Source organism: Amycolatopsis lurida, assembly GCF_900105055.1.
GTDB lineage: Bacteria > Actinomycetota > Actinomycetes > Mycobacteriales > Pseudonocardiaceae > Amycolatopsis > Amycolatopsis lurida.
In genome coordinates this window covers 7285055-7299498 of record NZ_FNTA01000004.1, presented here as the reverse complement: position 1 = coordinate 7299498, position 14444 = coordinate 7285055, and the positions used below count along the sequence as shown (strand labels likewise).

The 14444-nt window shown below is 69.5% G+C and carries 10 protein-coding genes; 7 read left to right on the top strand and 3 right to left on the bottom strand.

Going from position 1 to position 14444, the window contains the following annotated elements; translation table 11 throughout:
- Positions 1–114: 114 nt before the first annotated feature.
- Positions 115–2118 (bottom strand): DNA ligase D, encoded by a 2004-nt coding sequence (gene ligD / locus BLW75_RS39625; RefSeq protein WP_395766747.1) that lies wholly within the window; start codon positions 2116–2118, stop codon positions 115–117.
- A gap of 248 nt (positions 2119–2366) precedes the next feature.
- On the opposite strand from ligD, the gene BLW75_RS39620 reads away from it, so the two are divergent.
- Positions 2367–3203: an SDR family oxidoreductase gene (locus BLW75_RS39620; protein ID WP_091599371.1), complete on the top strand. Its 837-nt coding sequence runs from the start codon at positions 2367–2369 to the stop codon at positions 3201–3203.
- Between the two features lie 266 nt (positions 3204–3469).
- Here the strand turns inward: BLW75_RS39620 and BLW75_RS39615 are convergent, their stop codons facing one another.
- Positions 3470–3877: an STAS domain-containing protein gene (locus BLW75_RS39615; RefSeq protein ID WP_158005378.1), complete on the bottom strand. Its 408-nt coding sequence runs from the start codon at positions 3875–3877 to the stop codon at positions 3470–3472.
- 836 nt (positions 3878–4713) lie between these two features.
- On the opposite strand from BLW75_RS39615, the gene BLW75_RS43090 reads away from it, so the two are divergent.
- The 5 genes from BLW75_RS43090 to BLW75_RS39595 all read left to right on the top strand — a co-directional run bounded on the left by BLW75_RS43090 (position 4714) and on the right by BLW75_RS39595 (position 12293).
- Positions 4714–4851, top strand: a complete 138-nt coding sequence (locus BLW75_RS43090; RefSeq protein ID WP_158005377.1) for a hypothetical protein — start codon at positions 4714–4716, stop codon at positions 4849–4851.
- A gap of 415 nt (positions 4852–5266) precedes the next feature.
- The gene (locus BLW75_RS39610) at positions 5267–6139 is read left to right on the top strand and encodes a peptidase inhibitor family I36 protein (RefSeq protein ID WP_241783564.1); all 873 of its coding nucleotides are present in this window, start codon (positions 5267–5269) and stop codon (positions 6137–6139) included.
- A gap of 180 nt (positions 6140–6319) precedes the next feature.
- Positions 6320–6679 carry a helix-turn-helix domain-containing protein gene (locus BLW75_RS39605; protein WP_034311400.1) on the top strand — a complete coding sequence of 120 codons (360 nt, stop codon included), beginning with the start codon at positions 6320–6322 and terminating at the stop codon, positions 6677–6679.
- A 161-nt stretch (positions 6680–6840) separates the two neighbouring features.
- Positions 6841–9288 (top strand): ATP-binding protein, encoded by a 2448-nt coding sequence (locus BLW75_RS39600; protein WP_091599364.1) that lies wholly within the window; start codon positions 6841–6843, stop codon positions 9286–9288.
- A gap of 452 nt (positions 9289–9740) precedes the next feature.
- Complete coding sequence (locus BLW75_RS39595) at positions 9741–12293, top strand: tetratricopeptide repeat protein (RefSeq protein WP_034311397.1); 2553 nt, start codon at positions 9741–9743, stop codon at positions 12291–12293.
- Positions 12294–12432: 139 nt separating this feature from the next.
- Here the strand turns inward: BLW75_RS39595 and BLW75_RS39590 are convergent, their stop codons facing one another.
- A complete protein-coding gene (locus BLW75_RS39590; RefSeq protein WP_034311395.1) occupies positions 12433–13731 on the bottom strand; it encodes a phytase in 1299 nt (432 codons plus the stop codon).
- A 182-nt stretch (positions 13732–13913) separates the two neighbouring features.
- On the opposite strand from BLW75_RS39590, the gene BLW75_RS39585 reads away from it, so the two are divergent.
- Positions 13914–14345, top strand: a complete 432-nt coding sequence (locus tag BLW75_RS39585; protein ID WP_034311393.1) for an HIT family protein — start codon at positions 13914–13916, stop codon at positions 14343–14345.
- Positions 14346–14444: the final 99 nt, after the last annotated feature.

Genomic DNA, 14444 nt, shown 5'->3' with positions numbered 1-14444 from the left:
CGATGTTTCACCCCGTGTCGACGACTCCGGGTTCGAGGGCACGTTCGTCCGCCGCGACCGGCGAGGACTGCCGGGATTCGCGGGCGGGCAGGCCCAGGCGAATGGGCCGCCGGGTCATGGCAGAGCGGCCCGGGTGTCGTCGAGTTCGGCGAGCAGGTCACCGTATTCGTCGACGCGGTCGAGCACGTCGTCGGCGGTGAACACCAGCTGTGTCGCGCGGCGGCAGGCGCGGACCTCGTCCCAGGTGACGGGGGTCGAGACGGTGGGACGGTCGCGGCCGCGCAGCGAGTACGGCGCCACCGTGGTCTTGGCGGGGTTGTTCTGTGACCAGTCGATGAACACCCGCCCGGTCCGCTGTGCTTTGGCCATCACGGCGGTCACCCGGTCCGGTGTCTCGCGGGCCAGGCGCTGCGCGAGTTTCTTGGCATAGGCCGACGGAGCCGCGGGGTCGCCGGTGGTGACGGCGCAGTAGAGCTGCATGCCCTTCGAACCGGATGTCTTCGCCAGCGGGGACAGTCCGTCTTCCGCCAGTGCGTCGTACAGCCGTTCGGCGACGCGGCAGCAGTGCACGATCGAGGTTCCCGGGCCGGGGTCGAGATCGAACACCAGGCGGTCCGGCGGACGGCGGGTACCGTCGTCGGCGACAGTCCATTGTGGAACGTGGAGTTCGAGCGCGGCCATGTTCGCCGCCCACACCACGGCGGCCAGTTCGTCCAGCAACGCGTACGTGATCGGCTCCCCCGGCCCACGGGTGCCGCCGCGCGCGATCCGGACGGTCGGCAACCACCCAGGCGCCCCGTGCGGGACGTTCTTTTCGAAGAACTGTTCACCGCCGACCCCGTCGGGGAACCGGATGAACGTCACCGGACGGCAGGCCAGATGCGGCAGCAGGGCCGGCGCGATCCGGGAGTAGTAGTTGATGACCTCGCCCTTGGTGAACCCGTCCGGGTACAGGACCTTGTCCAGATTGGACAGTGTCAGCCGCCGCTCACCGGCCTGTACGGTGATCTTCGTTCCCCTCGTCGGCGACGCCACGGGCTGTTCCCCGGCCACCGGCCCTGCCTTCACGTGGTCGTCCGGAGAAGGCGCCTCGGTTCGAGACCCGGCGGCGGAAATCACTTCCCGCCGCGGTGCCAGGACCTCGGCGGGAGGTTTGTCCTCGCGCAGCCCGCGCCACGAGGTGTGCCGCAGGCGGCCCGCGCCGCGGGTGAACTGCCGGAACACCACCTCGCCCACCAGGACCGGTTTCACCCAGCGCGCCCGCGCGGTGTCGGCCCGGGGCGGCGCCACGGCGAACGGGGGCCGTTTCCGCTCCAGTGCGTCGAGCCGGGCCTGCAGGCGGCCGCGTTCGGCCTCGGTGAACCCGGTGCCGACGTCACCGAGGTAGACCAGGTCGCCGGTGTCCGGGTCGTGGGCGCCCAGCAACAGCCCGCCCATTCTTCCGTGCAGCCGTCCCTGCCCCGGCCGGTAACCGCAGACGATCACCTCGGTCGTCTGGATCAGCGGGTGTTTCGCCCAGGCGTCGCTGCGGCGGCCCGGGGTGTAGGCGGCGGTGCGAAGCTTCGCGATCAAACCTTCGTGGCCACTGGCCTTCACATGCTCGAGCAGATGCCACGGAGTCCGGCGGTCGGCGGCGAGGTCGGTGAAGGTGAACCCGCGCACCACTTCCACCCGGTACGGGTCCGGCATCGGAAGTCGCGTCAGCCGGCGGCGCCGTTCGTCGTACGGCTCGGCCAGCAAGGAGATGCCGCCGAGCCGCAGCAGGTCGAAGGCCAGGAACCGGACCGGCACGTCCTCGAACGGCTCCTCGCGGCGAACAGAACTGCGATGGGTCTGATAGCGGCCGCGGCGCTCCTGCAACATCCCGAAGTCGATCTGGCCCGCGTCGTTGTAGACGACGACCTCACCGTCCAGCACGGCGCTCCGCCCGTCCAAGGCCTCGGTGAGCACCCCGGCGAGGTCCGGGAACTCGTCGGTGAAGTCGATCCCGTTGCGACTGGTCAAGACCGTCGTGCCGTCGGCGGCGACCCTCATGCACGCCCGGTAGCCGTCGAGCTTGTACTCGTACGCCCACTCCGGTCCCACACGCAGCCGGCCACCATCGGGCTTGGCCAGCATCGGCTCCACCCACCCGGGCGTATTCGCTTCATCCCGGCCGTCTGCCGACTTCCGCGCCATCACGAGCTCCTGTCACCGAGCCGACCTGGACGAACGCATACGACCGGCCGCCTGCGACGACGGTAACCCGAACGGCCTAACAACGCTCGCTATCGGCGGGCGGAGAACGATCTTCCCGTCGGATCGTTTCGTCGCCGGTCCACCGGGTACGGCCTGTGGGAAGTCGACAACTCCGGAGGGAGAAAGCCGTGAACGGTCATGAAGCCGCCCCCGCCCCACTGCCCACCGAGGCTGAGCGCCCGCGGCGCGCCGTCGTCACTGGCTCCGATTCGGGGATCGGCCGCGCGGTGGCCGTCGCCCTCGCCAAGGACGGTCTCGACGTCGGCATCACCTATCACTCCGACGCGGACGGCGCGCAATCCACCGCCGCCGAGGTGCGTGAACAGGGCGTGGCAGCGCACGTACGCCGGCTCGACCTGACAGAACTGCCCGGCGCGGCGAGTGTCATCGACGCCCTCGCCGAGGACCTCGGCGGAATCGACGTCCTGGTCAACTGCGCGGGGACCGGCAGCGCCGAACGGGCGATCGACATGTCCTACGACCGCTGGCGCCAGGTGCTGGACGTCGACCTCGACGGGGTGTTCCTCTGCGCCCAGCGCGCGGCGCGGCAGATGGTCGACGCCGCGCACGGCGGCCGGATCATCACCATCACCAGCGTCCACGAGCACGTTCCCCGCGTGGGCGCGGCGCCGTACTGCGCGGCGAAGGCAGGCGCGGGCGCGCTCACCCAGGTGCTGGCTTTGGAACTGGCGGAACACGGGATCACGGTGAATTCCGTCGCGCCCGGCGAGATCTCCACCCCGATGACCGGGCAGACCGACGCGGACCCTCGCGAGCAGGAACGGCCCGGTATCCCCCTCGGCCGGACCGGGCACGCCGGGGAGGTCGCGGCGGCGGTGGCGTTCCTCGCGCGGCCCGCCGCCGGTTACATCACCGGCGCGTCACTCGTCGTGGACGGCGGCCTGATGCTGATGGGTGCCCAGGCGGGGACCGCCTACCCCGCTCACGACTGGCGCTCGCCATGACCCGTTCCTCGCGCCGGCGGCCAAGGCGAGCCAGAGCGCCCCGGCCGCGGTCAGCGCGAAACCGGCCGCCGTCCACCACGACCACCAAGTGAAGAAGGCCACGACCGGCCCAACGGCGAGCAGGACTCCCCCGCCGGTCTCCGCGACTTCGGACGGTTCGGTCTCCTGGCAGGAAAGGGATCTCGGGGGCATCTGAACTCTCCGATTCGTGCGGCGGGTCGGCGAAACGCGTACTTGTACCCGCCCCGCGCTGCCTTCACACCCGGTCAGGCACGGGTGTCCAGGCCGGCGTTCTCCAGGGCACGCTTCACGCCTCCCGGCCCGGTGACCAGCTTCAGGGCGCGCCCGGTGACGGCCGCCTGATGCCAGGCGTGGACCAGGACGCCGAGACCGATGGTGTCGAGGGAGGTGACGGCGGAAAGGTCGATCACCACGGTGCGCAGAGCGGACGTCAACCGTGGGCCGAGCAAATGGGCGAGCCGTGGAGCGGTGGCGGCGACGAGTTCGCCGCCGACCTCGATGACGGCCGTCGCGGGATCGGGCCGGATGACCGTGAGACGGAGCGATCCGCCGGGATCCGGCGATCGAACCGAGGCCGTGCCGGTGGCCGGTGGCCGCCCGGGTGAGGTGCGGGCGTGGTGCTTCGCTGGGGGTGATTCGAGGAAGGTCGACACGGGAACTCCCGGACAGCTCTGACGGACCCCGAGCAAGGGAATCATCGGCGAGCCGCGTGGGCGCCGGCCAGGCCCGGGGGAGCACGGAGTGGCTGTGGTCTCAACCGCTGTACCTGCCGTTTTATCAGGGGCAGCGGTAGACGTCCATGGTCCTGAAGAGGGAAATCGAGTCGGCGGCGCCGACCACGTCCCCCGGCCGATGGCCGATCACGCACCTGCTCCTTCGGCCTCGGCTGCCCCATAGCAGCCACTACAGAATAGCTATGACCGCTGCTTGACAATATCTATGGTGGACACTATAGATATTGGTACTGACCTGGTGTCGGACGAGGAACGTTGCCGGGGAGTGATCGCCCATGCCGGACACCTTGCACCCCACGACGGTGACCAGCGCGTTCACCGAACTGCTCTGCTCCGACGAGGCTTGGCTGCGTGCCGAGTTCGACCAGATCGTGGCCGCCGGCTTCGACGTTCCGCCCCCGCCGTCGCCGCATTCACGATCCCCCTCCACCGGCCCGCGGCTAGCCGGCTTTCCGCCCCCGGCAGGCGGCGATGCCATCGGCGGGATGCCGTCAAGACAGCCGCGGTACCGGCAACGCTCCCCTCCACTGGCAGGCCGCTTTCGCGGTCACGCCCTGACATCCGCCCGATGTCCGCCTGTTACTGCAAACGGTTCGAGGAGACCGCGGGGGGCGGGTGTCAGGGCGTCCCGCCTCCACACGCGCACCCGGTCACCCGATCGAAACCGATACGGGGCCGTCACCGACGAGCACCGGCATGACATGCGGGACCCGCCGTGACTTGAATGTCCACATAGGACACTCCCCGGTCGTCGGATGTCGCTTTATGCTCAGATGGGCAGGTCCGCGCCGAGCTCCACGACGAGCCCGCTCGACGCCGCCGACGGTGGCCTCGGTTCACTCACCATCCACAGCTCCATGGCCTTCGTCTTCGATTGGTTCGTCGAAGCCTGATCAAGCTCTGTTCCACCGGCGAAATCGCGGGCATGTCCGTTGAACAAGCCTCGGTTTTCCACCTCCGAGAGGTGATCAGCAAGGACTCCGCGCGAGTCCACGCCCTCATGAACTTGCGCAAGACCGTCGCCAATTCATGGATAGCGCGTCCCGGACGAATTCCGACAAGTATTCTCGTGACCCATCGCCCGGTGTTCATCCGTGGCGGGTCGCCGCTTTGACTCGTGGCTGTAGCCGAAATCCGCCTGCGACACAGCCACTGCCGCGCCCTGGCACGGGGCCGCGCATCACGGCTACCGACGTCTCGTCACCGCACAAGCGGCAGTTTGCCCTCTACGACTTCCCCTGGCGCCCATCGCGTCCGTAGCGTCGCGCACTGGCTGATTCGCCGCATTCAAGGAGAAAGGGAACGTCGTTGAGAAGATCGATGGTCGGACTGCTCGGTGTGGCACTGGCGTTGGGCAGCACTCTCCTGGCCACCCCCTCGGCACAGGCCGCGACGGCACGGAACGGCGTCTGCGAAGACGGCGAGTTCTGTTTGTACTACAACAGCGATCAGCAGGGATCGGTCAGCGATTTCGACGGGTCGGTCGGTAACTACGGCACGGGCGCCGACTGCTATCACTTCCTCGGTGCGGGCGCGGGGAAGGGCCTGTGCGTGAGGAACAACGCGGCCTCGGTGTGGAACCGGAGGGACGCGGTGGTCACCGTGTTCTTCAAGAGCGGCTGGACCGGCCCGATCGACTCGTTCACGCACGGCGCCAAGGGCAACTTGACCTCGACGTACAACGAAAACGTCGGGCATATGCTCGGCCTGGCGGGGAACGACTGGCTGGAGACCGGGCTGTACCACAGCGATTCCGGCCGCATCACCTCCTATTTCGACGGCTATGTGAACACGTCGGGCAGGCACGAGGGGATCGACTTCGCGCGCGGTTTCGGTGTTCCCGTGTACTCCATGACCCAGGGCACCGTGATCAGGAAGACCGAAGGCAGGAACGGCAGCGGCGGCTTGTCCACGCTGGCGATCTACAACCGGGATCAGGATTTCACGATCATCTACCTGCACCTCAATCCGTCGAACGGGCTCGCGGTCGGTGAGTTCGTCCGCCGTGGCAGGCAGATCGGCACCGAGGAGTACCGCGGCGCCGGCTCCACGCATACGCACGTCGAGTACCGGCCGGGCAGGCACGAGAGCGCGTCGGACAGCACCGGCGATCCGGTTCTCGACAACCCGAGCCCGTCGTTGTTCTGGCGGAACCACGGTTACAACATCTGCTGCGGATGAACGTCGTCAAGTCCGCTCTGCTCGCCCGACCCGAGCGGGCTTCCCGCGGTCACGCACCCGATGCCCGGACGTCGAACCGGCACTTCTTCGTGAAAGTTTCCGGTTGTCCGTGCCCTGCCGCTTTCCGACCATGGTGCGGCATCGGTGACGCGAGTCGCTGAGCGAACGCGGAGGACGCCAGTGACTCAAGGTGTTCACATCACCCTGCCCGGCAGGCAAGCGACCGTGCTGCTGCTCGACGCGAACCGGGTGGCCGGCCTCGACCCCGCGCTGGAGGCGACGACCCCGGCGGAGGAGAGGCCGGCCCGCTTCGGCAAGTTGCTGCGGAGCCACCGGCGCAGTCTCGGCGCGACCCAGCGGCTCCTCGCCGCCCGTTCCACCGTCAGTGTCCGAGCGATCAGAGACCTCGAGCACGGCCGGGTCAGCAGGCCACGCCGCGACACGGTCCGGCTCATCGCGGCCGGTCTCGGCCTGACCGGCCAGGCTCGCGCCGACTTCGAACGGGCAGCGGCTGCGTCGAGAAGCACGGCCTCACCCTGATCGGATCAAGGATGTGCTCGAGCACCGCTACGAAGAGATCGGTGCTTGGGGGAGATCGCCCGGGAGCGGGACTCGCGTGACCGGCGTTTTCGACCAAATTCGATCAGAATCTTCGGCGAACCACCGCTTTTCGGCGTCGGACCCGCTCTAGCATCCGTAAAATGGACGAGCGGCCGAGTTCGTTGCTGGGTGAGGCGCGGCGGGACGCCGGGCTCACCCAGGAGGAGTTGGCGGAACGCACCGGGCTGACGGTACGAAGCATCAGCAACATCGAACGCGGCCGGGTCGCCCGGCCGCGGCGCCATTCGGTGGAGGCACTGGCGCTGGGGCTGGCTCTCCAGGGCGAGCAGGCGAGCCGCTTCGTGCGGCACTACTGCCCGGACGCGGTGTCGCCCACGAGAACGCCGGTCGTTTCGGTGCCCGCGCAACTGCCTTCGGGCATCACGTCGTTCATCGGGCGGCAGCGGGAGATCGACGCGCTCGACGCCCTCCGCGCCGAGGGGGCGGGCGGGGGCGTCGTCGTGGCGGTGCTGGAGGGCATGGCCGGGGTCGGCAAGACCTCCCTGGCCGTGCAGTGGGCGCAGCGGGTCAAACACGACTTCCCCGACGGGCAGCTGTTCGCGAACCTGCGTGGCTACGGGCCGGGTGCGCCCGCCGACCCGGGTGAGGTGCTGCGGTCGTTCCTGCGGGCGCTCGGCGTGCCCGTGGCGGACGTGCCCGCCGACCTCGACGACCGGGCCGCGTCGCTGCGCAGTGTGCTGGCCGACCGTTCGGTGCTCCTCGTGCTGGACAACGCGCGCTCGGCGGATCAGGTCCGGCCACTGCTGCCCGGCCACGCGGGCTGCGCGGTGGTGGTGACGAGCCGCGCGGCACTGCACGGGCTGACGATCAGCGCCGACGCGCACCGGGTGCCGGTGCCGCCGCTGACCGAGCAGGAGTCGTTCTCCCTGCTCGACCGGCTGGCGGGCCCCGGACGGAGGTTCGCCGACCGCACCGCGCTCGCCGACATGGTGTCGGGGTGCGGCGGTCTGCCACTCGCCCTGCGCATCGTCGGTGAGCGGCTCGCGCACAACCGGAACCTGGCGAACGTGGCGTCCTCGATGCGTCCGGCCGGGGACCGGCTCGCCGCGCTGACCACCGAAGAGAAGACCACCTCGCTGCCCTCCGTGCTGTCCTGGTCCTACGACGCGCTGCCCGGCGACGTGGCCTCGGCCCTGCGTCTGCTCGGGCTCCATCCCGGCCCGCACTGGGACACCGTCGCCGCGGCGGCGCTACTGGGCACGGATCCGCCGGAGACCCGCAGGCTCCTCGACGCACTCGTCGACAGCCACCTACTGCTCGGGCACCGCGCGGACGGCCGGTTCGAATTCCACGACCTGGTCCGCGACTACGCGCGCGGCCGCGCCGGCGAGGAACCGGCGCAACGGCGTTCGGCGGCCCTGCGCCGCCTCGCCGAGCACTGTGTGGCCGGGGCGGCCGACGCGGCCGGGTCGATGACCACGGGCGACCCCAACCGAAGACCGCTGCTCACCCCGATCACCGAGAACGTCATGTTCACCGGCGCCGACGAAGCGGCGACCTGGCTGGCGGCGGAGCTGCCCACCTTGATCGCCGTCGCGGAACAGTCGTCGGTCACCGGCGAAACCTACGCCCGCGACCTCTCGACCGTGCTGTGGCAGGCGTTGCGGATGCACGGTCACTACGGCGCCCTGCGCACATTGCACCGTCTCGCGCTCACCGAGGCACAGGGGGCGGGCGACGCCGTCGGCACCCAGCAGGCGCTCGTCGACCTGGCCGCGATCTGCGCCAGGCTCGGCCATTTCGACGAGGCGGTGACGCATCTGACCCGCTGCCTCGACGTCGACGGAAGCCCGGTCGGCACCGGCCGCGCGCTGAACACCCTCGGCACCGTGTACGCGCAGCTGGGCCGGTACGCCGACGCGGCGGACCACCTGCGCGAGGCGGTCACGGTTTCCCAGGAGACCGGCGACCGCCTCAACGAGGGACGCTCGCTGTCCAACCTCGGCTTCATCCACGAACGCCGGGGCGAACTCGACGCCGCTCTCGGCTGCTATCGGCGCTGCCTGACCATCTCCGAGAGCATCTGCGACCGGCTGAGCGAGGCGATCTCGCTGCACAATCTCGGGGACGTGTACCGCGCGCTGGGCCGGTGGACGGAAGCCCACGACCACCTCCACCGGTCGCTGACCGTGAGCAGGGCCGAGGGGCACCGGGAGGCCGAAGGGTACGCGCTGGCCTATCTCGGGCTGGTGCACCTCCGGCAGGGCGACGCGGCCGCGGCCCGCCTGCATCAGGAGGCGGCGCTCGACATCGCGGTGGCGACCGGCATCCGGCCGCTGGAGACCCTCGTGCACAACGGGCTCGCGGACAGCGCGCTGGCGTGCGGTGACCGGTCGGCCGCGCTGGCGCACTACACGCGGGCCGCCGATCTCGCCCGGCTCACCAGCGAACCGCATGAGGAGGCCCGCGCGCTGACCGGGATCGCCGCGACCCATGACGACGCCGGTGACCCGGACAAGGCCAGGCCGTTCCGCGAACGCGCGCGGACGCTGCACGACGCGATGGGCACCGCGATGGTGGTTTCGTGACGGGAACTCGCCGTCCGGCGTTTTCGGACGACTTCGATCAAGGTCACTATGCCGGCCCACGAGTTGCCGAAAATGTTCGCCGTGGCCCGGTAATCGGCTGACGGAAATCACTCAGTCGGCGAGTCGGCCCCTTTCTGGCGTGTTCAACCGGGCCGCCGGCTCGTCGAACGAACCGGCACCCAGCGGCTCCGGCGTCCGGTCGGGATTCATGGTCGAAAAGAGCAGTCCGATCGAAATGGCCCGACCAGGAGAAATCGCCGGTTGCTCCCCTGCTCAAGTCCATAATCGTCACGGCGCCCCATAAAGCACCACTCGGCCTAAGGACGTGAAGGGGGCCTCATGTACTTAGGCCCATTCGGCCGACCGGTCGCCGGATCTCGTCTAAGGTCGGTCAGCATTCGGTCCGGAAGTCACCGCCGGGCGGATCGCTTTCACGTGTCCAGGGGGTCGCCGTGCCGGAGGAACAGCCGCCGAGCCCGCTCGGCGCCCGGTCGTACGACGAGCTCTCCCAGCGGCTGAGGCAGGCGTTGGCCTGGGCGGGGTTGACCCACCGGGAACTGCACCGGCGGGTGCGGCGCCTGCGCACGGCCCGGGGGTCGGTCGACCTCCCCGCCTACAACACCGTGTATCGCTGCCTCCTACCAGGACGCAAACGCTTGGACGCCGAACTGGTCGTCGACATCGCGGCCGTGCTGCTCGGGATGGACGTCGCGGCGGAATGGCGGCAGGCGCACCGGGTGATCACCGGACACGCCACCGAGGCGGCCGTGATCAGCGTGGCCGATCACGTGCCCGCCGGGGACGGCAGGTTCGTCGGCAGACAGGCTCAGCTGCGCCGGCTGCTGGAGGCCGGGCCGGACGACGCCGGGGTGTGGGCGATCTCCGGGATGGCCGGGGTCGGCAAGACCCGGTTCGCCGGCGAGGTCGCGCGGCTGCTGGCCGAGCGCGGCCGGTTCGCGGACGTGCGGCTGGTGGTGAATCTCCGCGGCTTCGACGCGGATCGGCCCGCCGCCGACCCGGCCGCGGTGCTCGAAGGCTTCCTGCGCAGGCTCGGGGCGTCCGGGAGCGAGATCGGCTGCCTCACCCTCGCCGGCCGGAGCGCGCTTTTCCGTCGCCTGCTGGACGGACGGCGCGCGCTGATCCTGCTGGACAACGCGGCGTCGGTCGACCAGGTGCAGCCGTTGCTGCCCGCCCTTCCGACCTGCATGGTGCTGGTCACCAGCAGGCGCCGTCTCGCCGGGCTGGACGCGGCACGGCACGTGGAACTCGACGTGTTCACGCCGGAAGAGTCGGTCGAGTTGCTCCGCGACGGGATAGGCGACGAACGCGTCGACGCGGAGCAGGGCGAGGCGGCCGACATCATCGAACTGGTCGGACGGCTGCCGCTGGCCCTCGCGCTGGTGACCCGCCGGTTGGCCGCCTCGGACGAGTGGACGATGGCCGACCACCGGGACCGCCTCGCCGATCTGCGGACCATGCTGCGGCTGGACGACGGGGTCGAAGTCGCGTTGCGCACGTCGTACGACGAACTGGCCGAACCGGACCGGGTCTTGCTCGGCCTGCTCGCCGTCTATCCAGGACGCGATGTCGACGACCACGCGGCGGCGGCGTTGGCCGGCGTCGAGGTCGACGTCGTCCGTCGGCAACTCGACGATCTGGTGGCGGCCACCATGGTCACCGCCCGCGCGTCGCGGTTCGAACTGCACGACCTGGTCCGGGTCTTCGCCGAGAAACGCGTCCGGGAGAACGTCCAGGCCAGGGTGCGCCGGGCCGCGGCGGTCCGGCTGCTCGACTTCCAGCTGGCCACCGCCCGTGCCGCGCTCGTCACCTGTTTCCCCCATGAGGCGGAGCGATGGGAGGACCTGCCCACCCCCGCGGTGCGGGCTCTCGTGTTCGACGGGCCGGACGAGGCGATGGCATGGCTGGACGCCGAGCGGGTCAACCTCGTCGTCGCGTCGGGCTGGGCGCTGAGCGAAGGACGTGCCGAGCACGTGACGCGGCTCGCGTGCGTGATGACGAGCTATTTCGAGGCCCGCGTCCACGTGAGCGACGCCCTCGCCCTGTTCGGGAACGCCGCCCGGGTCGCGTCCGGTGTCACCCGAGGGCACGTGCTGAACGGGCTGGCCATGACCCACTGGCAGCGGGGGAACACCGCCGAGGCACTCGCCGTCCTGGAGGACGCGATCAAGGAGTTCTCCGCCGCCGGGGAATCCGACTACGTCGTCAACCTGTCGGGGAACGTAGGCCTGTTGCTGACCAGTCTCGGTGACTATCGCGCCGCGTTGCCCTGTTTCCGGCAGGCCATGGAGTTCGCGGTCGCCCGGAACAACGAGTCGTTCCGGGCACGGCAGTTGTGCAATATCGGCCTCGCCGAGATGCGCTTGGGGAATCATCCCGCCGCCGTCGACCATTTGTCCCAGGCCCTCGACGTGACCAGGGCGAGCGGTGACCACCTCTGCGAATGCCGGACGCTCGACGGGCTCGGCACCACGTTCTGGCGCATGGGGAAGGACACCGAGGCCTGGACCTGTTACGAACAGGCGCTCGCCGTCGCGAGGCAGACGCACAACCGGGCCGACGAGGGCAAGGTACTCAACCATCTCGGTGTCCTGCTCGTCGAGGCGGGACGGATCGACGAGGCGCTGGCACATCACCGGCAAGCCATCGATCTGGCCGGGGAGATCGGCAGCAGGGAAGGAGTGCTGGCGGCGAACAACGACCTGGCGGCGACCCTGCTCACCGCCGGGCGGGCAGCCGACGCCGTGCGTTGCCTGCGGCGGTCGATCGAGTCGGCGACCGCGGCGGACAGCCGCTACGAACTGGCCAGAGCCCAAAGCGGGCTCGGTGACGCGCTGTTCGCCGCCGGGGATCCGGTCACCGCGCGGAAACACTGGCAGACCGCGCATACCGCGTACACCGAGATGGGGGTGCCGGAGGCCGTCGAGGTCCGCGACCGGCTCAGGTCGGACGCGCGTTCGACAGGGTCGTCTCCCGGCCGAACGTGAGGACAAGGAGCGTTCTGTTGAGAGATAGGGCAACCGTGTCCGGTGGACAGTCCGCTGACGTTGTGAAAGTGGCTTTCGCACCACGCCACGGTTGCCCTTACCCCTCAATGGCAACATCGAAGAACGGGCCGACGTCGGGTCAGTCGTCGAGGGCGTCGAGTACGCGTTTGAGGTCGACGAACTTGAAGTTCGTGGCGTCGCGACCCGGCTCCCCCGGCTTGTCGTCACCGTCCTGGACGACGAGCAGGCCGTTCGGGTACTTGCTGCCGAGCGGCTCGTTGAGGACGGCGGCGCCGTCGCTTTCCTCGGTGCCGTCGAGGGTCGCGGACGCGGCGATCACCCGGAAGCCGCCTTCGTACTCGTTGTCGTCGCCGAGTTCGCGGTCGTAGGCGGCGAAGCTGTTGTCCCCCTGACTGGAAGCGAGCAGGTAGCCGTCACCGTCCCTCTCCTTGAGCAGGGTGAGACCTTCGACGTCGGCCGACAGCCGCGTGCCGCCGTAGCCCGGGTCGGATCCGGGTACGCATTCTTCGGTCGCCTCGTCGTAGGTTCCGGGGATGCCGTACTCGCGGACCTTGTCGATGAGCTTCGGAGTGCCTTCGAGGTCGGCGTCCACCCGCCAGATACCCACGTCCTCCTGCCCTGCGTAGAGGGTGCCGTTCGCGGGATCGACGACCATACCTTCGATCTGGGGCAGTTCGCCCGGCTCGCCGCACGGGGTCCACGATTTGCCGTTCGGCAACCGGAACTGGGACGGCAACGCGAGAGTGCGCACCTTGCGGTAGGAGACCGTGCCTCCGGCTCCCGCGGTCAGCTCCAGCAGGCTGAGCGCGGTGCGTTCCCGCTGGCTGACCACCGCGTACGAGCGGCCGCTGGAGGGGTCGGTCCACGTGGCGAGGCCGTAAGCGGTGCGCTGCTCGTTGATCTCCTCCGGCGACGCGGAGAAGATCGCCGGCGCCGAGGGATCGGTGATGTCGGTGAGCGGGGCACCGGCGTTTCCGCCGTCGATACGGTAGATCCGCAGCCGGTCGCGGCCGCGATCACTGGCGACGGCCAGGTCGCTCACCCGGGAGCCGACCTTCATCCGGTGCACGAGGTCGACGTTGTTGAACCGGCCGGGGGCATCGTCCGGGCCGGGCGCTTTCGGCGCCGGTATCGACTGCACTTCGCGGCCGTCGAGGTCGTAGACGCGCAGGCCGCCTTCCTTGACCGTGGCGACGACGAGGCTGCGATCCGGAGCCGCCGGGTTGCGCCAGATCGCCGGGTCGTCGGCGTCCGCGTTGCCGCCTGCCTCGTCGTCGTACACGGCAGGGGTTTCGGTCGTCGGCTTCACGCTCGGCAGTTCGCCGGCCGCGACGGCCGAAGGGGGCAAGACCGCGGCGAGCGTCACGGCGAGCACGAGACCGCCGACGGTGACGCGGGCTCTGGATGCCTGAGCCATCAAGGTGTTCCTTCCCTGGAGCGAATCGGACAGCCCACTATGAAGTCACCACGTGACAAGTTACCCGAAAGTAACAGCACGGCCAGGTGACCAGGACATGAACACCGCCACTCGTCACCACCATTCCGAAAATCCACTGTGGACAGTGCCGTCGTTCGCCGGGTCGCTCTACAGTCGGCGGCATGGACGAAACCGACACCGCTTGCGTTTTCTGCGAGATCGCGGCCGGCCGGCAGGACACCGGGCGCGTACTGTTCGAGGACGAGACCACGATCGCGTTCCTCGACCACACCGCCGTGACGCCGGGACACACCCTGGTGATACCCCGGGCCCATGCCGCCGACATCTGGGAGATCTCCGCCGAGGGCGCGGCCGCCGTCATGCGGACCGTCCACTCGATGGCCGCCCGGATCCGCGAAGTGCTGCGGCCGGACGGATTGACCTTGTTCCAGGCCAACCGATCCGCCGGCTGGCAGGACGTCTTCCACCTTCATGTCCACCTGGTGCCCAGGAGGGCGGGTGATCATTTGACGAGGCCTTGGGTCGCCTCGGTGAAAGGTGACGACGAGCTGGCGGCCGTGCGCGCCCTGCTCGCGACGCCGCTCGAACGGTGAGTTTGTCCCTTGACAGCGGGACCATCGGGCCTGCATCCTAATTAGGAAAGTTTCTTTACTAAACCGGTCGCACCGTCGCGGATCCGGTCGAACTGGGGG

Coding starts and splice junctions, on each gene's coding strand:
- ligD (WP_395766747.1), bottom strand. CDS start 2,118: ATGCTGGCCAAGCCCGATGGTGGCCGGCTGCGTGTGGGACCGGAGTGG.
- BLW75_RS43090 (WP_158005377.1), top strand. CDS start 4,714: ATGTCGCTTTATGCTCAGATGGGCAGGTCCGCGCCGAGCTCCACGACG.
- BLW75_RS39600 (WP_091599364.1), top strand. CDS start 6,841: ATGGACGAGCGGCCGAGTTCGTTGCTGGGTGAGGCGCGGCGGGACGCC.
- BLW75_RS39590 (WP_034311395.1), bottom strand. CDS start 13,731: ATGGCTCAGGCATCCAGAGCCCGCGTCACCGTCGGCGGTCTCGTGCTC.
- BLW75_RS39585 (WP_034311393.1), top strand. CDS start 13,914: ATGGACGAAACCGACACCGCTTGCGTTTTCTGCGAGATCGCGGCCGGC.